At 36.9% G+C, this 20,197-nt stretch carries 14 protein-coding genes; 10 read left to right on the forward strand and 4 right to left on the reverse strand.

Going from position 1 to position 20,197, the window contains the following annotated elements:
* The first annotated feature begins 10 nt into the window (after positions 1-10).
* The gene (locus GJU43_RS09135; protein ID WP_370455562.1) at positions 11-1,957 is read left to right on the forward strand and encodes a sialate O-acetylesterase; all 1,947 of its coding nucleotides are present in this window, start codon (positions 11-13) and stop codon (positions 1,955-1,957) included.
* Positions 1,958-2,225: 268 nt separating this feature from the next.
* Positions 2,226-4,634, forward strand: coding sequence for a glycoside hydrolase N-terminal domain-containing protein (locus GJU43_RS09140; protein WP_154340465.1), 2,409 nt, complete (start codon positions 2,226-2,228; stop codon positions 4,632-4,634).
* Between the two features lie 140 nt (positions 4,635-4,774).
* Here the strand turns inward: GJU43_RS09140 and GJU43_RS09145 are convergent, their stop codons facing one another.
* Positions 4,775-5,326 carry a CvpA family protein gene (locus GJU43_RS09145; protein WP_154340466.1) on the reverse strand — a complete coding sequence of 184 codons (552 nt, stop codon included), beginning with the start codon at positions 5,324-5,326 and terminating at the stop codon, positions 4,775-4,777.
* Positions 5,327-5,644: 318 nt separating this feature from the next.
* Here GJU43_RS09145 and GJU43_RS09150 point away from each other — a divergent pair, with 318 nt between their 5' ends.
* The 3 genes from GJU43_RS09150 to GJU43_RS09160 all read left to right on the forward strand — a co-directional run bounded on the left by GJU43_RS09150 (position 5,645) and on the right by GJU43_RS09160 (position 7,682).
* Positions 5,645-6,001: a hypothetical protein gene (locus GJU43_RS09150; RefSeq protein ID WP_026983668.1), complete on the forward strand. Its 357-nt coding sequence runs from the start codon at positions 5,645-5,647 to the stop codon at positions 5,999-6,001.
* Between the two features lie 122 nt (positions 6,002-6,123).
* Positions 6,124-7,143, forward strand: coding sequence for a phenylalanine--tRNA ligase subunit alpha (gene pheS / locus GJU43_RS09155; RefSeq protein ID WP_154340467.1), 1,020 nt, complete (start codon positions 6,124-6,126; stop codon positions 7,141-7,143).
* A gap of 131 nt (positions 7,144-7,274) precedes the next feature.
* Entirely contained in the window at positions 7,275-7,682 is a 408-nt protein-coding gene (locus GJU43_RS09160) for a hypothetical protein (protein ID WP_154340468.1), read from the forward strand.
* Positions 7,683-7,832: 150 nt separating this feature from the next.
* Here GJU43_RS09160 and GJU43_RS09165 read toward each other — a convergent pair whose 3' ends face one another.
* The 3 genes from GJU43_RS09165 to GJU43_RS09175 all read right to left on the reverse strand — a co-directional run bounded on the left by GJU43_RS09165 (position 7,833) and on the right by GJU43_RS09175 (position 11,306).
* Positions 7,833-8,828: an NAD(P)H-dependent glycerol-3-phosphate dehydrogenase gene (locus GJU43_RS09165; RefSeq protein WP_132037199.1), complete on the reverse strand. Its 996-nt coding sequence runs from the start codon at positions 8,826-8,828 to the stop codon at positions 7,833-7,835.
* A 375-nt stretch (positions 8,829-9,203) separates the two neighbouring features.
* Positions 9,204-10,361: an iron-containing alcohol dehydrogenase gene (locus GJU43_RS09170; protein WP_154340469.1), complete on the reverse strand. Its 1,158-nt coding sequence runs from the start codon at positions 10,359-10,361 to the stop codon at positions 9,204-9,206.
* A gap of 180 nt (positions 10,362-10,541) precedes the next feature.
* Positions 10,542-11,306 (reverse strand): type 1 glutamine amidotransferase domain-containing protein, encoded by a 765-nt coding sequence (locus GJU43_RS09175; protein ID WP_195760032.1) that lies wholly within the window; start codon positions 11,304-11,306, stop codon positions 10,542-10,544.
* 86 nt (positions 11,307-11,392) lie between these two features.
* Here GJU43_RS09175 and GJU43_RS09180 point away from each other — a divergent pair, with 86 nt between their 5' ends.
* The 5 genes from GJU43_RS09180 to GJU43_RS09200 all read left to right on the forward strand — a co-directional run bounded on the left by GJU43_RS09180 (position 11,393) and on the right by GJU43_RS09200 (position 20,168).
* The gene (locus GJU43_RS09180) at positions 11,393-12,298 is read left to right on the forward strand and encodes a LysR family transcriptional regulator (RefSeq protein ID WP_154340470.1); all 906 of its coding nucleotides are present in this window, start codon (positions 11,393-11,395) and stop codon (positions 12,296-12,298) included.
* Between the two features lie 59 nt (positions 12,299-12,357).
* A complete protein-coding gene (locus GJU43_RS09185; protein WP_229655027.1) occupies positions 12,358-12,741 on the forward strand; it encodes a PKD domain-containing protein in 384 nt (127 codons plus the stop codon).
* A gap of 113 nt (positions 12,742-12,854) precedes the next feature.
* On the forward strand, positions 12,855-13,547 hold the full coding sequence (locus GJU43_RS09190; protein ID WP_154340472.1) for an NUDIX domain-containing protein: 693 nt from the start codon (positions 12,855-12,857) through the stop codon (positions 13,545-13,547).
* 11 nt (positions 13,548-13,558) lie between these two features.
* Positions 13,559-14,761, forward strand: coding sequence for a M48 family metalloprotease (locus tag GJU43_RS09195; protein ID WP_154340473.1), 1,203 nt, complete (start codon positions 13,559-13,561; stop codon positions 14,759-14,761).
* A gap of 1 nt (position 14,762) precedes the next feature.
* Positions 14,763-20,168, forward strand: a complete 5,406-nt coding sequence (locus GJU43_RS09200) for an AAA domain-containing protein (protein ID WP_154340474.1) — start codon at positions 14,763-14,765, stop codon at positions 20,166-20,168.
* Positions 20,169-20,197: the final 29 nt, after the last annotated feature.

Raw genomic sequence — 20,197 nt, forward strand, 5'->3', positions numbered from 1 at the left:
AAAAAAAAAAGTGAAGAAAAATATCACCTTTCTCTTTCTGGTTTTCTGCATAATCGCCAACGCCAATGTAAGGATGCCCTTGTTGTTTTCTGACGGAATGGTGCTGCAGCGCAATAAACCAATTCCGGTTTGGGGCTGGGCCGATCCCGGTGAAAAAGTAGAAATTCATTTTAACAAACAGACCAAAACCGTTCAGGCTGACAAAAAAGGTAAGTGGATAGTTACTCTAAGCCCGGAAAAAGCGGGTGGACCTTTTGAATTAAACATTACAGGAAAAAATAAAATCACCATCAAAAATGTTTTGGTTGGTGAAGTCTGGATCTGCAGCGGACAATCCAACATGGAATTTCAGGTGGTTAAAACAACGAATGCCCAAAAAGAAATAGAAGACTCCAATTATCCGATGATTCGTCATTTTGGAGTGGCGCAGGATTTAAGCGGTTCCCCAAAAAGCGATTTAAAAGCAGGAAAATGGGAAGTCAGCAGCAAAGAAACAGTAGGGAACTTTACGGCCGTCGGGTATTATTTTGCTAAAAAATTATACGCCGAATTAAAAATCCCGATCGGAATCATCAATACCTCCTGGGGCGGAACCAATATAGAAACCTGGACAAGCCGCGAAGCCTTTCAGCAAAGTGATGAATTCAAAGCGATTATTGCCGATGTTCCGGTTTTGAATATAGATTCAATTTCGAAATTGTATGCCGGAAAAATGAAGGAAAGAGTAGAAAGAATTCAGGGAACCGAAGTAACTGCCGCAAACGAAAATACATTCAGGGAACCAGCCTTTAATGATCAGTCCTGGGGAACATTAAACACACCGGATTTATGGGAAAATCAGCCATTGGGAGACTTAGACGGTGTAGTCTGGATGCGTAAGGCTATTACACTTTCAGCAGAAGATATTAAAAACAAGGCCATTCTAAGCCTGGCCAAAATCGACGATGAAGACATCACCTATGTAAACGGAATAGAAGTGGGAACCAATAAAGCCTGGGATGCCAGAAGAGTATACGAAATTCCGGCAAATGTTTTAAAAGAAGGAACCAATGTAATAGCCATAAGAATTGTGGACAACAGCGGTGGCGGCGGAATTTACGGAGAAAAAGAAGATTTAAAATTAACAGTCGGTTCCAGAATAATTCCGCTTGACGGAAAATGGAAATTCAGGGTAATCGTCGTAAAGACGGCTTTGTCTCCAAACAGCTATCCATCCTTATTGTACAATGCGATGATAAATCCCCTTGTTCCATATGCATTCGAAGGTGTTTTATGGTATCAGGGCGAAGCCAATGTAACGAGAGCAAGTCAGTACAAAAAAGCATTTCCGCTGATGATTACGGACTGGAGAACAAAATGGAATCAGGGTAATTTCCCCTTCTATTTCGTACAGCTGTCTACTTTCAACGAGTTTGGAGGCAACAGTCAGAAAGGAAGCCGTTGGGCCGAACTTCGCGAAGCACAAACCGAAACGTTAAAACTACCCAACACGGGAATGGCCGTAACAACCGATATCGGAAATGCAAAAGACATTCATCCAACCAACAAACAGGACGTTGGTTTGCGTTTGGCAGCGATTGCCATGAATAATGTGTATGGTAAAAAACAGGTTTTCAGCGGTCCGGTTTATCAATCTCACGAAATAAAAGGAAATCAAATTATTTTAAATTTTAACCATATCGGCAGCGGATTAGCAACTCCTGATAATACTGAATTAAAAGGTTTCGAAATCGCAGGTGCCGACAAAATATTTCATCCGGCGAAAGCCATTATACAAAACAACAAAATAATCGTTTCCGCTCCTGAAGTTCCAAATCCAGTTGCCGTTCATTATGGCTGGGCAGACGACGATACCGAAATCAATCTTTTCAATAAAGAAAAATTTCCGGCATCACCGTTCAGAACCGATAACTGGGAAATGATAACAGCAAACGAGAAATATAAAGTCAGTAAATAAGATATTTGGGCGTGACCGCATCCCGATAAGAGGGCAAACATACAGGGTGTACATGCGCCCTCTTATCGGGATGCGGTCGGGCTATCCGCACTACTTCGGTAGTTAGCTCCTATCCCTCACGCGGACAAATAGGAAAATTTGTTTTTTGTCCTTCGACGAAGGAAACCCGGACAATAGCGAACAGACGAAGTAAATCACAATCGTAAATCGATAAATTGTAGCAATACCAGAAGCAAAAAAATATCAAAAAGCAAAAAAATACCCGCTTATGAAGTTAACCATCATAAAAAAAACATTTTTCATTTTACTGCTCACTTCTTTCTGTATCAAAGCAATAGCCCAGTCCAGTCATGTTTTGTGGTACAATCAGCCGGCTGAATTCTTCGAAGAAAGTCTGGTTTTAGGAAACGGAAAATTGGGGGCAACCGTTTTTGGAGGCGCCAATTCCGATAAAATCTATCTGAACGATGCCACACTTTGGTCCGGAGAGCCTGTAAACGCGAATATGAATCCTGAGGCCTATAAAAATATTCCGGCGATTCGCGAAGCATTAAAAAATGAAAACTACAAACTGGCCGAAGAATTAAATAAAAAAATTCAGGGTAAAAACTCCGAGTCGTTTGCGCCTTTGGGAACGTTGGAAATCAACAATTCCGAGAAAGGAAAAGCCGTCAATTATCACCGGGAACTGGATATTTCGAATGCCATATCCAAAGTAAGTTACGAAATGGCCGGCATAAAATATACCCGTGAATATTTTGTCTCAGCTCCCGATCAGACTATGGTCATCAAATTGACAAGTGATCAGAAAGGAGCTTTAAATTTTGATATTAATTTAAAGAGTTTACTGAAATCAACTGTTGAGGTCAGAAATAATATACTGGTCATGACTGGTTTTGCACCCATTCATGAAAATGAAGGATATACCGTTCTTCCAAAATATAAGGAAGTAAAAGAAAGAGGGACACGATTTACCACTTTAATCCAAATTAAAAAAACAGACGGGAAAATTACAAATTCGAGAGAATCATTATCCCTGAAAGAAGCAACCGAAGCTATTATTTATGTTTCTGTGGCAACGAGTTTTAATGGTTTTGACAAAAATCCGGCCACCGAAGGGGTAGACGATATTGCGATTGCATTGCAAAACCTGAATAAAACCTTTACTAAACCATTCGATAAAGTAAAAGAAAATCATATTGCAGATTATCAGAAGTTTTATAACCGAGTAAATCTGGATTTAGGAAAAACAACAGCACCGGATCTTCCGACTGATGAACGTTTATTGCGCTACGCTGACGGAAAAGAAGATAAAAACTTAGAAATCCTGTATTTTCAGTACGGACGTTATCTCCTGATCAGCAGTTCACGGACAATGGGTGTTCCGGCCAATTTACAAGGCATCTGGAATCCGTATCTTAATCCGCCCTGGAGCAGTAATTATACCATGAATATCAATCTGGAGGAAAATTACTGGCTGGCTGAAAACACCAACCTTTCAGAAATGCATTTGCCACTTTTAAGTTTTATAAAAAACCTGTCCGTAACCGGAAAAGTGACTGCAAAGACTTTTTATGGCGTGAACAAAGGCTGGGCAGCAGCTCATAATTCCGATATCTGGGCAATGTCAAATCCGGTTGGGCAATTCGGAAAAGAAGATCCAAGCTGGGCCTGCTGGCCATTATCAGGAGCCTGGTTGAGTACACATATCTGGGAACATTATGTTTTTACCCAGGACAAAGAATACCTGAAAAAAGAAGGCTATCCGATTATGAAAGGTGCCTCGGAATTCTTTCTGGAATGGATGATTACCGATAAAAACGGTAAATTAATCACATCGCCATCCACCTCTCCCGAGAATAAATACATCACGCCCGATGGTTTTATCGGGGCAACGATGTATGGCGGAACAGCCGATCTGGCCATGATTCGTGAATGTTTTGATAAAACCATTAAAGCAGCAAAGGTTTTAAATACAGATTCCGATTTCAGGGCAAAACTAGAGGCGGCACTTTCGAAATTACATCCGTACCAGGTTGGTAAAAAAGGAAATCTCCAGGAATGGTATTTCGACTGGAATGACGAAGACCCAAAACACCGTCATCAGTCGCAGTTGTTCGGACTTTTTCCGGGCAATCATATTACGCCTTTAAAAACTCCGGATCTGGCAAAAGCTGCCAAAGAAACACTCGAAATAAAAGGAGATGAAACAACAGGCTGGTCGAAAGGCTGGCGTATTAACCTTTGGGCAAGGCTTTGGGACGGCAATCGCGCCTACAAAATGTTCAGGGAATTGTTGCGATACGTAGATCCGGACGGTAAAAAAACGAAAACACCGAGAAGAGGAGGAGGTACCTATCCCAATTTATTTGATGCACACCCGCCTTTTCAGATCGATGGGAATTTTGGAGGTGCAGCTGCCGTGGCAGAAATGCTGGTGCAATCAGATGAAAATGAAATCAGATTATTGCCGGCCTTACCCGATGCCTGGGAGAGTGGCGCTGTAAAAGGCATCTGTGCCCGTGGCGGATTCGAAATTGAAATGGAATGGAGCAACAAAACCTTAAATAAACTGGTGGTGTTTTCTAAAAAAGGAGGAAAAACCGTTTTAATCAACGGCGATAAGAAACGCGAAATCACTTTGGAAAAAGGACAGACTACAGAAATAAACTGGTAGATACTCTCTTTTGAAAAGGACTGTCAACCTGAGCGAAGTCGAAGGCTTTATTATTAGGAAGGGCTTTGACTTCGCTCAGCCGGACAAAAAAATATACCCGACAGGTTTTTAAAACCTGTCGGGTATATTTTTTAAGGATATTATTCTTTCGCAGAAGCTTCAGTTTCTTTTTCTGTATCGTTTTTCTTTTGACTTTCTTTAAAAGCCTCGTACCATTTTTCAATAGAAGGATAAACGAAAGCCGCTACTTTCTTAATCGGATTGTAGAAAACAGATTTATCGAGTGTTTCCTTTTTGGCGAACGTATTGTTGAAGTTTATTTTTTCAAAAAGAGCAATTACGATACTCAGAATCAGGATGGTTCTCAGAACCCTGAAAAAACCGCCCCCCAATTTATTTAACCAGCCCAGCATCGCAAAATCAGCAATTCCGGTTAGGAATTTGGCCAGTAAATAGACCGCAATCACGACCAGGATAAAAGTCAGGATAAAAGCCGTAATCTGAATGTTAGTTGGATTCCAGCTGACATGTTTTGCAATCAGGTCCTTCATAAAAGAAGAAAATTTTATCGCTAAATAAATGCCCAACAGCAAAGAAACAAAAGAAGCAATTTCGACAAAAAGTCCGTTTTTAATCCCTTTGTACAAGCTAAAAGCCAGAAGTGCTCCTAAAATAATATCTAAAAAACTCATATTTCCCTTTGTTTTACTGTGGCGCAAATATAAAAGAATTATCCAGTTTTAAGGGACAAAGGTTCATAGGTTTGATTTTGTATGCCTTTTATTTAAAAGAATACATAAACCAAAAATAACCGGTGTTAATCCGTTAAACCCGCTAAATCGGTAGGTAATTTATTCAATACAATAGTACAAACAGTTAATTCTAGGTCTTTGCATTGAAGTTGCTATCTTTGCACTAAAAATTTTAGAGTTCAGATTGTTGATTTTAAATTTAAATAATCATTAAATCATTGCTCGGTCTAAAATCTAAAATCTAAAATCACAAATAAAATGTCCAGAGATACACAACTTAAAGAGCGATGGGAAAAGCTCGTCGATATACTTTCAAATCAATTTTCACAAGGCGAAGACCTTGATTTAGATGCCATCATTTACCTGATCGGAGTTCAGGAACTCGGAAAAGTGCATCGTGAATTCAAAAAAGATGAAAAACTTAATCTGATGCACATTGCCATTTGCCGGTTACTGGAGCCATATGGTTTTTATGAATTCGAATATTTCGATGAAGACGGCTGGCCACATTACAGGGTAAAAGAAGAATTACCGCCGCTAAAAGCAGGTGAGCAGTCGGTTTTAATGAAAGAAGCCATTGTAAATTATTTTTTAGAAAGAGAAGTTATTGAATAGGTTTTAGACGAAGTCGCAGTATAAGTTTTGGAATTTGGGTAACAGTAAGCTGAAAACTGTTATTGCGACTAAAGAATTTCAACTAAAATCACTAAATTTGTTCCCTCAATTATAGAATGGAAATGATAGATAAGATAAAAGAGTATATTGGCGAGGCAGAAGCTTTTTCAACAGAAAATCCTGCAGAGCTGGAAGCATTCCGTATTAAATTCTTAGGAAAAAAAGGGGTTTTGAATGACTTTTTTGCCGAATTCAAAAATGTACCAAACGATCAGAAAAAAGAATTCGGACAAGTTATAAATGCATTAAAAACAACTGCTGAAGATAAAGTTAAAGTAATTGTTGAAGCATTAGAAAGTAAAGAAGAATCTAAAGGGGTTTTTGGTGATTTAACACGTGCGGCAGAACCGGTAATTATTGGTTCACGTCATCCTATTTCGATCGTTAAAAACCAGATTATCGATATTTTTGCGAACATTGGATTCAACGTTTCCGAAGGACCGGAAATTGAAGATGACTGGCACAACTTTACCGCTTTGAACTTACCGGAATACCATCCGGCACGTGATATGCAGGATACATTTTTCATTCAGACCAATCCTGACGTGTTGTTGCGTACGCATACATCTTCTGTTCAGGTGCGTTATATGGAAAACCACAAACCGCCAATCCGTACCATTTCTCCGGGACGTGTTTTTCGTAATGAAGCGATTTCGTCACGTTCACACTGTATTTTCCATCAGGTAGAAGGATTGTATATTGATAAAGACGTTTCGTTTGCAGATTTAAAGCAGACATTGCTTTATTTCACCAAAGAAATGTTCGGAAAATCAAAAATCCGCTTACGTCCGTCTTATTTTCCGTTTACAGAACCAAGTGCTGAAATTGATATTTACTGGGGTCTGAAAACCGAAACCGATTATCGTATCACAAAAGGAACAGGCTGGCTGGAAATTGGAGGTTGCGGAATGGTAGATCCTAACGTTCTTAAAAACTGTGACATCAATCCTGATGAATACAACGGTTTTGCTTTCGGAATGGGAGTGGAGCGTATCGCGATGTTGTTGTATCAGATTGGTGATATCCGTATGTTTTACGAAAATGACGTTCGTTTCTTAGAGCAGTTTAAATCGAATATATAATTTTAGATTGAAGATTTTAGATTTCAGATTATGCTGGCAGGATCTAAAATTGTTAATCCTTATTAATTACAATACAATAAACCTTTGTTGAAGTTTAGACTTTGACAAAGGTTTTAAAGCTTTTAACAAAAATGAAAAAAGACATAACAATCCCGGAAGTAGAAAACGTTTTTCTTGCTGCCGTTCAGGAGTGGAGCGACGATTTTATGGAGAAGGTATGGTACGCTTATCTTGTAAACGACAGCGACTTTAATTTAGACAGCGTCATGGTGGTTTCGAAAGCATTTGGTACAATAGACGGCGAAATGAAAAAAACGTCTGTTTTACGCCACGCTTTTGTTGAAGTTCCTGCGGTTTCTGTAGTGAAAATCGAAATGATTGAAAAAAGCCTGTTGGTGCTAAACAACGAATTCATGGTAACGTTCTTTATCGGAAATACGTTATATGACAAGAAATTCATTTTCAAATCTAACTTAATCAACGAAAAAAATACGGAAGAAGTGCCGATTTTGTTTGTTGAGGGGGTGATGGTGAAGTAGAGAAAATAGAGTATAGAATAAAGAAAATAGACTTTAGAAAATATATAAAAGAAGAAAGAGTCAAGACGAAATTAATAAGTCCTGACTCTTTTTTTATGTTCAGAGATAAGAATCTTTATTCTATACTCTATGTTCTATATTCTTAAAAATTTAATCCAATGACTCCGTCAACTTCTTAAAAACCGATTTAGCGTCTTTACCTTCATATAAAATACTGTAAACGGCGTCGATAATTGGCGTTTTGGCACCATAACCCTGATTTAGTTTATAGGCACTTTTCGTGGCGTAGTACCCTTCGGCAACCATGCTCATTTCCATCATCGCACTTTTTACCGTGTATCCTTTTCCGATCATATTTCCGAACATTCTGTTTCTTGAAAACACAGAATATCCCGTAACCAATAAATCACCTAAATAAGCAGAATCATTAATGTTACGTTTCATTTTATGAACTTTTCTGATGAATTTTTTCATTTCACGAATTCCGTTACTCATCATAACCGACTGAAAATTATCTCCATAGCCTAAACCATGTGCAATTCCGGCAGCAATAGCGTAAATGTTTTTAAGCATGGCAGCATATTCGGTACCGATAATATCATCTGAAATTTTGGCTTTAATGTAGTTTCCGGAAAGAGATTTTGCAACAATACTGGCTTTGTCCGGATCGCCACAGGCAATGGTCAGATAAGAAAGTCTTTCCAATGCCACTTCTTCAGCGTGACAAGGACCTGTAATTACGCCAATGTTATAGTAAGGTATGTCGTATTGAATATGGAAATGTTCTCCAACAATTAAACTGGTTTCCGGGACAATACCTTTAATAGCAGAGAAAATAATTTTATCGGCTAAGGAAACGGTTAAGTTTTTAAGTTCTGCATCCAGGAAAGCAGAAGGAATAGCAAAAATTACGTAATCTGCATATTCAACGGCTTCATTTATATTATTGGTTAATTTAAGTTTTTTAGTGTCAAATTCCACCGAACTCAAATAATTTGGATTGTGTTTGTATTTTTCAATGTGCTCGATGGCAGCATCATTGCGCATGTACCACGCAATTTCGGAAAGATTTACACAAAGCATTTTTGCAATTGCCGTAGCCCAGCTTCCTCCTCCAATTACTGCAAATTTTAAATTTTCGCTCATTATTTTAATAATTTAAAACAAAAGTACTTAATAATGTAGTAATAATACAAAATCTGATTTAAGAAATTTAAATACGTGCTGTAATTACAATGGTTTTCAGGGACTTTGGAATAATGGGAAAATATTTTAACAAGTACACAATAATTTTGTAATCCCTGCGTTGTAAGTAATTACAAATTAGAATTTTAATGAGTTTAGCAAAAATTGAGTTAGTTAGTTTTGTTTTAGTATTTTAAAAGGCGTTCCTAAATAAATTAAGAACGCCTTTTTTGTACTTTATCTTTAAGTCGCACTACTCAGTTTACAGTCGCAGTATACAGTTACAGTTTTCAGTGCGGTTTTCAACTGAGACTGAACACTGAGACTGAATACTAATTAATAGCTCATTTCCACAATAGCTTTTACCTTATCTAAAGTAATCAGTTGTTTTTCTCCCAGACCTTTCCATCCTCTTTCGTCAAAACGGTTTACAATGAAATCAGCGGTTTTATTATAGTTGTCGGTGTATTGCGATAATTTAGTGTCCATTCCCATAGTGTGGAAAAATTCTACGGTTTTATTAATCGCTTCTTTCGCCACTTCGTCATCAGAACCGGTTAAGTTGAAGATACGTCTTCCGTATTGTGCTAATTTTTCTTTTTTGGTGTCGAACATTACATTGTATAAGCTTGGGCCTATAATTGCCAGTGTTCTTGCATGATCGATACCGTATAAAGCGGTTAATTCGTGACCAATCATATGGGTGGCCCAGTCCGAAGGAACTCCTTTTTGAATCAATCCGTTTAACGCCATTGTACAACTCCACATAAAGTTCGAAGCCAAAGCGTAATCTGTTGGGTTTTCAACGACCTTTGGACCAACTTCAATTAACGTTTGTAAAATTCCTTCGGCGATTCTGTCTTGCAGATAACCTTCGTGCGGATACGTTAAGTATTGCTCCATAACGTGTGTATAAGCGTCAACAACACCGTTTTGGATTTGTCTTTTTGGCAAAGATTCAATAACCGTTGGATCACAAATAGAGAATTTTGGAAATAAAGCACTTCCGCCGGAAGCTAATTTTTCCTGAGTTGCTTTAATTGTTACGACATATCCGGAATTCATTTCGCTTCCCGTTGCAGGCAATGTCAAAATAGTTCCAAATGGCACTGCATTTTCTTTAATCAGCAAACGTTTTTGTAAAATATCAATTGGGTTTCCATCAAAATTAACCGCGGCCGAAATAAATTTCACGCCATCAATAACAGATCCACCGCCAACAGCCAGGATAAAGTCTATTTTTTCGGCTTTTATAATTTCAACAGCTTTCATCAAAGTTTCAAAATGTGGATTTGGTTCAATTCCTCCAAATTCTACGATTTCAAAACCTTTTAAGTTATGGATTACCTGTTCGTGAATTCCGTTTTTAAAGATACTTCCACCACCATAAGCCAATAATATTTTGGCATCTTTTGGAACTAAAGTTGAAAGTTTTTCGATTTGTCCTTTTCCGAAGATCAAATTCGTCGGATTGTATAATTCAAAGTTTAGCATAATTTTTTATAGTTTCTAAGATGCTAAGGTTCTGAGGTACTAAGTTTTTTTTTCAAACTTAAGTCTAAGAATCTCAGTATCATGTTTTCTTTTTAGATTCTAAGGTTCTGAGGCATTGAGTCTCTAAGCTTTGAAAAAATACCAAATCTTAGCAACTTAGAACCTCAGAACCTTAGTCCCTTATTTATTTAATTGCTCCAATAATTTACCTGCCACTAATTTTGATGAAGCGGGATTTTGTCCTGTAATTAGAAGTCCGTCTTCAACAGCGTAAGGCTGCCAGTTTCCTATTTTAGAGAATTTTGCCCCATTTTGAGTTAAAGCGTCTTCCAATAAAAAAGGAACCACTTTTGTTAAACCAACTGCTTCTTCTTCTTCATTTGTAAAACCGGTTACTTTTTTGCCTTTTACTAAATAATCCCCTTTTACTTTTACATTTTTCAACACTGCCGGAGCGTGACATACAAAAGCAACCGGTTTGTTGTGCGTATAAAAAGATTCGATTAAAGCAATTGAATTTTTATCTTCTACTAAATCCCAAAGTGGTCCGTGACCTCCCGGATAGAACACAGCATCATAATCTTTCTGGTTGATAGTTGAAAGCTTATGTGTGTTTTTTAGTTTTTCCTGTAATACTTGGTCGGCATCAAAACGTTTGGTGTCTTCCGTTGCAGAAGAAGGATCCGCACTTTTAGGATCAATTGGAGGCTGACCTCCAAGTGGGGAAGCAATCGTGATTTCGATTCCCTTGTCTAGTAATTCATAATAAGGTGCAGCAAATTCTTCTGACCAAAACCCTGTTTTTTCTCCTGTGTTGCCCAGTTTATCGTTACTGGTGACAACAAATAATACTTTTTTCATACCTTTTTTATTTAATTTTTGAGCGGTAGCAGAAAAGCTAACGGCTGTGAGTGCTATAATTGCGAGTAATGCTATTTTTTTCATAATATGTAATTTTAGTACAAATTTACGGCAATAGTGATATTGGTAAAAATAAAATAAACTATGTTTGTTATAAATATATTTATATCATGGTAAATCTCGAATGGTACAGAACCTTTAAGTCGGTTTATAAAAACGGCAATTTTTCTATTGCCGCTAAAGAATTGTTTATGAGTCAGCCTGCTGTAAGTCAGCAGATTTCTATGCTGGAAGCTCACGTGGGTAATAAATTATTTAATCGGAAGTCAAAAGGGGTAGAAGCTACCGAGTACGGAAAGTTACTCAATAATTTAATTATTGATGCACTTGATCGTCTGGAAAATGTCGAAACCACTTTTAGGGCAAAAGCACAGGATTCCGTTCGGTTGATTTCTGTCGGAGTTTCAAAAGATTTATTCAATAGCGTCGGAAGCACTTTAATTTCAAAATTTGACTTTATAGATTTTACGTTTGGAGATGATGATGCTCTTTTTTCTCTGGTAGACGCTAAAAAACTGGATTTCGCAATTGTAACGAAGCAATTTGAAACCTTTGATACGATTTATGAAATCGTGGGAAAAATTAAGTTGGTCATGGTGGCGCCGATAAATTTAGATGCGGAAAAATTCCGTCAGATTTTAAAAACAGATAATTATACAGAAACGGAACAATGGCTTAATGAGCAAAAATGGTATTGTCACGACGCGAGAATTTCGCATATAAAATTATTCTGGCTACATGCGTTTAATAAAAAAAGGCCCTCAATGGTTCCTAATTATATTATTCCGTCCGAATCTGAAATGCTCGAAATGTTGTCCAGAAACTCCGGAGTGGCGATCACCTGGAATTGTAATGCAAGAAGATATATTAAGGAAAATAAACTGCAGCTGTTATGGAATAGCTTCCATGTGCCGGAGGAATTTGTGTATGTGCTCACTGCTAAGAATAACAATGTGAATTCCTTTTTTGATAGTATTTCGAAAGAATTGAAGTTGTTTTTTGGTAATAGGCTGTAATTTAAAACAGGTGAAAATTCTTCTTTTTCTTTTGAGTGTATCGTTTAAAAAGGATAATTTTGATAAACAAACTGAACTTCCCAATGATGAAAAAGCTTACAATGATTTTAATGAGTATGCTGGTATTTTTTGTGATTAATTCCTGTAGTAAACATGAGGATGAGGCAATATTTGATTGTCTGGCCGCATCAATTTATATTAAATTGCATAATTCGACGGATCCCAATTTTCCAAAGCTCATGAATTACTCCGTTGAATACACCGGGACCGGAACTTTAGTTGAAGTAAAATGGAACTTTGGTGATGGAACCACCGGAGCGGGTACGCTCGTTACCCACTTGTATACTAAGGCAGGAACCTATGAGGCTAAGTCCGAGGTTACGATTAGGAAAGAGAGTTCAGAATGTACTTCCGGTCTGAAGAGAACGGTGACGGTGGACTAGAAGCAGACAGAAAATAAAATATACAAGAGAGTCAATTTCGTGATTTATTGCATAGGCATAAATAATGAAATTGACTCTCATTCGTTATATTTGTGAGATATGATTTTTTAATTATGGAAAATTTTCAAAATATTCGAATTGCTGTTGACGCCATTGTTTTTGGATATAAAAACAACAATTTGTATGTGCTTTTAATCGAACAGAAATTTGGCTCGGCCGAAAAATACTGGGCTTTACCGGGAGGTTTGGTGAAACCGGAGGAATCTTTAAGCGATGCTGTAATAAGAGAATTGCGTGAAGAAACCAATGTACAGCTGACTTTCATGGAGCAGCTTTACACTTTCGGAGATGATATTAAAAGAGATTCCAGAAATCGTGTGATTTCGGTAGCGTATTATGCGCTAGTTGATGCCTCAAATCTGGAAATTAAAGCAGATACAGATGCCGAAAAAGTGCAATGGTTTAAAATAGATGAAGTTCCTTCTTTGGCTTTTGATCATAATTTGATCTTAAAAAAAGCAGTCGAACGATTAAAAGCTAAACTTACTTACGAACCCATTGGTTTTGATTTACTGCCAAAAGAATTTCTGTTTTCTGAACTTGAAAATTTGTATTGTACCATTTTGGAAAAGGAAATTGACAGAAGAAATTTCAGGAAAAAGATTCTCAGTTATGGTTTTATAGAAGAAACGGAAATTTTTTCAGCAGTAAAAACCGGAAGACCGGCAAAATTATTTAAGTTTAATAAATTAAAATATAATGATTTAATAGAAAGAGGTTTTCATTTCGAAATAAAATTTGCTTAAACTACAGTATAATGATTAAACCATTTCCATTCCATTCCGATTTAAGGGATTATTTTAAAAAGCAGGACAAAACCTGGTCCTGGTTTTCTGAAGAAAAGATTAAAGCAGAACAGCAAGAAGCCTTTAAAACGGATTTATTAAAAAATTCCTACAGAATAGATCCCGATACGGAACCAAAAGTGTATGAAATCCTGAATGTTGCAAAAGATAAATTGGGAATCATTGTTCCGATTACCATCTATCAATCGCAAAGCATGGATGGCAATAATGCCGGAGTTGTTTTTTTTGATAACGAAGCGCATATTATTTTATCAGGAACGATTTTAAAACTGCTTAACGAAGACGAATTACTGGTTTTGTTCGGACATGAACTGTCGCATATTGTCTTGTTTAGTTTGGAAAATGGCGATTTTGAAATTACCAACAGAATTATCAATACCATTGCCAGCGACAGCAGCAGTGAATTGTTTTATTATGAAACGGCAAGATTGTACCAGCTTTATACCGAATTATTTTGTGATTTGGGTGCTCTGAAAGTCAGCGGAAGTCTGGAAACTACGATTCAGACCTTGGTAAAATTAAATACCGGATTAGAAAAAGTCTCGGCAGAAAGTTATCTTAAACAAGCCAACGAAATTCTGGAACGAATAGAAAAAGGATCTAATGGAGAAACGCATCCTGAGAATTTTATTCGCGCGAAAGCTTTGGAAATTTTCGAAAAAGACAATTCCGGTTACTATTCGAAAACAGAAAAAATTATTTCGGGAAAAACCGATTTGCATCAACTGAACTTATTTAATAAAAAACTGGTTTTTGATACTACAAAAGAATTAATCTCGATTATTCTTAAACCAAAATGGGCCCAATCTGAATATTGCCATGCACTTTACAAACAATATTTTGCGAATTCAGCTATAAGAACCGACGCTTTTATTGATGCTGTTTTCAAACTCAAAATAGAAAACAGCAGGAAAAACTTAAAGGAATATTACGCTTATGTCATGCTCGACTTTGCCTTATGTGATCCTGATTTGAAAGAAGCATTTATCGGGCATATTCTGGATATTGCGGAGCAATTAAGTCTGCAGGAAGAAATGAAATGGATTCTGAAAAAGGAATTGAACCTGACGGAGAAAAACTATAAATCATTCGCTGAAAACTGCACGAAGACTTTAAATACTATTTTAGAATCAGATCAGGAAAATACTTATTAAGATGATTACACCCATTAAGGAATCCGCTTTTTATCAATTTATCACCGAAAATTTCCAGCGGGGAACTTTTGCCAACGATGATATTATTGCCATAATATTACCTTTGCTGAAAACGGTTGCCGCTATTCATAATCAGGGAAAAGTGGCGTCACTGCAGGATATTTCGACTATTTATATCGAAAATCAGCATTTTCATATTACGGACAATGCTTTCGAAATAAAAGATAATTCGAAAGCAATTGCGGCGTTTTTTAAAAGTAAAAGTAAAGCGTTTGAAATTTCGGGCGAACATTTTACAACCACCGAAATCGGGGAAGGCGTAAAAAGAGAATATGGCGATAAAAGTGTTTCTGAAGAGGATGGTGAAAATGTTAGGAAACCTGCTTACATAAAAGATTACGGCTCTTTCGAATTTGAATTCGGTCATCACGATCCGGTGACAGATATTTTTGTTCTGGGAATGATCCTGGCCAGTATCGCATTGCAATTTGATTTTACCAATATCGAAGACGTGAAGCGTTTTGTGGAATATCGCAGGAAAATGTATTTCCTGAACAGCAAAATAAATCCTGCAATTGCCAATATTATTTTGGGAATGACAGAACTGAATCGCGAGAATCGCTGGAAAGATTTAAATGAAATCGTAGAAAAACTGCAGAATTACAGAGATTACAATCCTGAAACGGAGTATGATTTATCAAGTTTAATTGATGCGAAAGTTCAGAATAAAAATCAATTCATTCACGAAAAACTCCGAAACCGATTATTTGATAATAGTAAGCGAAACCGGCTTTTATACTTTCAGCCGAATTTAAAATTCCTGAACCTGACCGTTTCTTCGGTTCCGCAGGCATTGAATTATGAAAATATAAATCCGGATGCTATTTTTTACTGGAATGCGGAGATTTCAAAGAAAATCAGCAATACCAGTACGATTTCACTCAATAAATATTTAGAATTTCAGGACAATACCTATATCGTTCCTACGCTTGATAAAATTCGTTTAGAAGCGAATAAGGACATTAACGAATACGGCTTTAGCCAGTTAAAACTCGTTTTGTGTAACCTGAACTGGTTTAATACCAAAGAAGAAAGTACAGAAAAAATAGTTTCACCTTTGCTTCTGGCATCCGTTACGCTGACGAAGAAAAAAGGGGTGAAAGATGATTATTCCTTAGAATTTCTCGATTCTGAAGTGGAAATAAACCCTGTTTTGGCCAATATGCTAAAAGATTTATATGACATTCGATTACCGGAACGCATACAGCTTTCGGAAACCAAAATCGAAGAAGTTTATGAATTATTGCGCATACAAGTGGAGAAAAACAGTTCCGGAATTGTTTTGGATTATATCGACAAACCCAAAATAAAACTGATTCATTCGCAGGCCAGGCAAATCCTGACACAGTTTAATAAACGCTCCAAAAAGAAGGAAGCCATTCAGGATCAAAAAAATCTGAGTTATTCTTATAAGCCCGAAAATTTTCAGCCGTATGGTTTAGAATTGTTCCGAAATTATGTTTTTACGAAGGCTTCCTCTTTAGAATACCTGATCAACAGCGATATAAAACAGAACCCGCATTTTTTCAATGAAACCAAAACCATAGGAAGAGAATTTTACCAGCTTGATGAAGGTGATGTAAATCCTTTCCGTTGGGAATTTGATACCTGCAATTTAATCTTAGGCAATTTTAATTATAAAAAAATGTCTTTGGTTCGCGATTACAATCAGGTTATCGAAAATAATGTTGAAAGTAATGTTTTCGGGAATTTGTTCAATTCACTGGCACAAAAAGAGTTTAAAAATGAACTGGAATCCGGGAATAGTTTTACCAAAACCTTTAATGTTGTAGCGAGCGATCCTACGCAAAACAATGCCGTAAAATATTCCGAATCGGGTGAAAGTTATATTATACAAGGGCCACCGGGAACAGGAAAGTCACAAACCATTGCCAATTTAATTGCCAATTATGTGGCAAATGATAAAAAGGTTTTGTTTGTCTGTGAGAAACGCGCTGCCTTAGACGTGGTTTTTTACCGCCTTAAAAATCAGGGACTGGATGATTTATGTTGTTTAATTCACGATTCGCAGGCCGATAAAAAAGAATTTATTTTAGACCTGAAACAGACTTTTAACGATTTTACGGCATCTAAAAATAATTTTCAGGCTGTAGCAAATAATAGAGAAAAGTTAGTTCAGAAGATTGATGCTGAAATCCATAAAGTGGCGATTTTTCATGATTTTATGAATGCCCGAATCGATGATGAAACAGACCTGACGATCAAATCACTTTTTGATGTTTTGGTTTCTAATCCTCATAAAGCTTTACTTGATAATCTGAATATGCTGGATGATAATGCCGGACTTCAGGACTGGAGCAAACATCACGAATTATTCGAAAAATTATTTGCCATAAATCAGGAAACCAACCAATCGGAGTTCTTTGCTGTGCATCCGTTACGTTTTTTAAAAATGGATGCCTTTCGAAAATACAAACATATCTCTGATTTAAGGAAAGATCTTGAAAACAGCCAGGAGATACTGGAAAACATTTCAGAACGACTGGATTTTGTTTCTATTCCGCCAAAAGTCGATACGTTTTTTGAGATCCATAAATTGCTGCGCAAAGCAATAGCTACTTTTATCTATTTTGATACTAATGTATCTGAGTTATTAGAACCCGACAGCGCGCTTTTCAGATTGCTTGAAAAAGATGTTCAGACATTATTGAAACTGAGATCTGATATTGAAAAATCGGCCCAACAGTATCCGTACTGGACCAGGGCGATATCAGAAACGGATGCGAAAACGGCTCTGGAAATCATCAGAAAAAACGAAAACAGTTTTTTTAATTTCATCAATTCCGATTATAAAAAAACACGAAGCGAGATTCTTGCCGTTTACGATATCAATAAACATACAGTAAAACCAGGTTTAGTTGTCGTTTTGGAAAATTACGTGGCTCAATTTGAGCAGGAAGAAAAATTCAATGCTTTAAAAAGTGATTTTGAAAGCAAATACAGGCTCGGTGATTTATTCGAATTAAAATATCATACCGAAACGATCAAAAAAGAATTAGACGAGACCATTTTAGATTTTGCCAGAAACCTGAATCCGGCAGAACGAAAAGAGGTTACTGAAATTAAAAACCTCTTTTTAAAACTAAGTTCTTCTTTATGTGACAGTATTGAAAATTACGAGAATCTAAGTTTATCCGCGATAGAAAATTCAATCGCAGCGATTAATACAAAGAAGATGTATTTTGATTTGTACGCCTCTTTCTTTGAAGAAATTCAGGATGTAAATCCATCCGTAATCCAATTGTTAAAATCGAAGAAAATCCCGCTCGAACATTTGCAGGTTACTTTGGCAGAAAGATCTTTAGAGAAATATTATGCGATTCATTATACGCATAAAAAATTCAACATGGATTTGCTGCATACCTCCATTGAAAAGGTAAAAAGAATGTATGCCGATTTATTAGAAGTAAACGGAAAATACATCATTGCAAAACAAGTCAGCAATCTGAAAGAGTTGATTTTAACTTCTGAAATGTCCGTTTCGGGAATGACAGCAGCACAAAAAGAAAGCAAAAGATCGATTACCGAAGGCAGAAAAATTCTGGAAAATGAATTCAGCAAGAGTATACGTTTTAAATCGATTCGTGAATTGGCTTCTGCAGATTCCGGGCAAATCGTTCGTGAAATAAAACCCGTTTGGCTAATGAGTCCGTTAAGCGTTTCGGACACTTTACCGGTTGATGAAAACTATTTTGACGTAGTAATTTTTGATGAAGCGAGTCAGATTACGCTCGAAGAAGGACTTATGCCGATTTACAGAGCTAAACAAACGATAATTGTGGGCGACGAGATGCAAATGCCGCCGAGTAATTTCTTTGGAAGCTCATCCGGAAACCAGGACGATTTATGGAACGACGCAACGGCAGATGAAGATGATTATTTTTCTTTAGATGCCGATAGTTTCCTGACGCAGGGCGCCCGTAAATTCCCCTCGATTATGCTGGGCTGGCATTACAGAAGCAAACACGAAGCTTTAATTGGGTTCTCGAATGCTTCCTTTTATGATAGTAAATTGCTGACGATTCCCGATTTAAAAGATCACAGCAAAGTGGGTGAAGCGATCATTGTTGACGATGTAAGAGAGGCAAAAAACAATCTTGATCATCTGTTCTCTAAACCAATATCCTATCATTACATTCATAAAGGTGTTTATAATGCGCGTTCTAATAGCATGGAGGCACAATACATAGCCAATATGGTGCGTGAACTTTTAATACAAAACAAAGGCCAAAGTGTCGGAATCGTAGCGTTCTCAATGGAACAGCAAAATGAAATTGAAACGGCAATTGAAAATATTTGCATCGAAGATAAAGTTTTTGAAAACCTGATCGAAGAAGAGTACAAGCGGATTGAAAATAACCAGTTTGTCGGTCTTTTTGTGAAAAACCTCGAAAATGTACAGGGAGACGAGCGCGATATTATCATTATGAGTACGTGTTATGGTTATAATCCGACAGGGAAAATGTTGATGAATTTTGGGCCAATCAATAAACGTGGCGGTGAGAAACGACTGAATGTAATTTTCTCCAGAGCCAAGAGAAGTATGTGTGTGGTGAGTTCCATAAAATATACAGATATTAAAAATGAATACAACGAAGGGGCAAATTATTTCAGGAAATACCTTCAGTATGCGGAGTTGATTAGCCTTGGACAACTAGAGGCCGCAAACAATGTTTTGAATGCGATCAACAGTAAAAATAAAGTAGAGACATCAAGTTTAATTGCAGATCAAATCCAGGAAGAAATAGAGAAAATCGGTTATTTTGCTACAAAAAATATTGGGCAAAGTAAATTTAAATGCCACTTGGGAATCAAGAAAGCTGCCGACGACGAAGAATTTGTGCTTGGAATTATGATCGACGATGATTTGCATTATGCCAATGATGATATTTTAGAGCAATATCTTTTAAGGCCTCAGATTCTGATTGCAAATGGCTGGACGGTTTGTCAAATTTATTCGAAAGACTGGATCGAAAACAAACCAAGAGTTTTAAAAATGATAGCTGCAGCACTAAAAAATGAATCGTTTTTTGATGACGTACTAATTGAGGACAGTCCTATTGAAATTGAAGATAGTATTCCAAATAATACTGTTGAGGCAGAATCGGACCGAAATGGTAATTTCGAAAGATACCTTAACACCTCAAACGGAAGTAATAAATTTTGGGAAATTACTGCTGAAGGCAAAAATATAATTGTCCAGTACGGACGGGTAGGAACCAAAGGCCAAAAAATGGTAAAAGCCTTTGAAAGTGAGGAACAAGCCTTGAAAGAAAAGCGAAAACTAATTGCTCAAAAGGTCGCAAAAGAGTACTTTAAAGAATAAAAAATAAATGTTTGCGTAATTTTTACACA

The sequence above is a fragment of the Flavobacterium sp. LC2016-23 genome, assembly GCF_009674775.1.
Taxonomy (GTDB): Bacteria; Bacteroidota; Bacteroidia; order Flavobacteriales; family Flavobacteriaceae; genus Flavobacterium.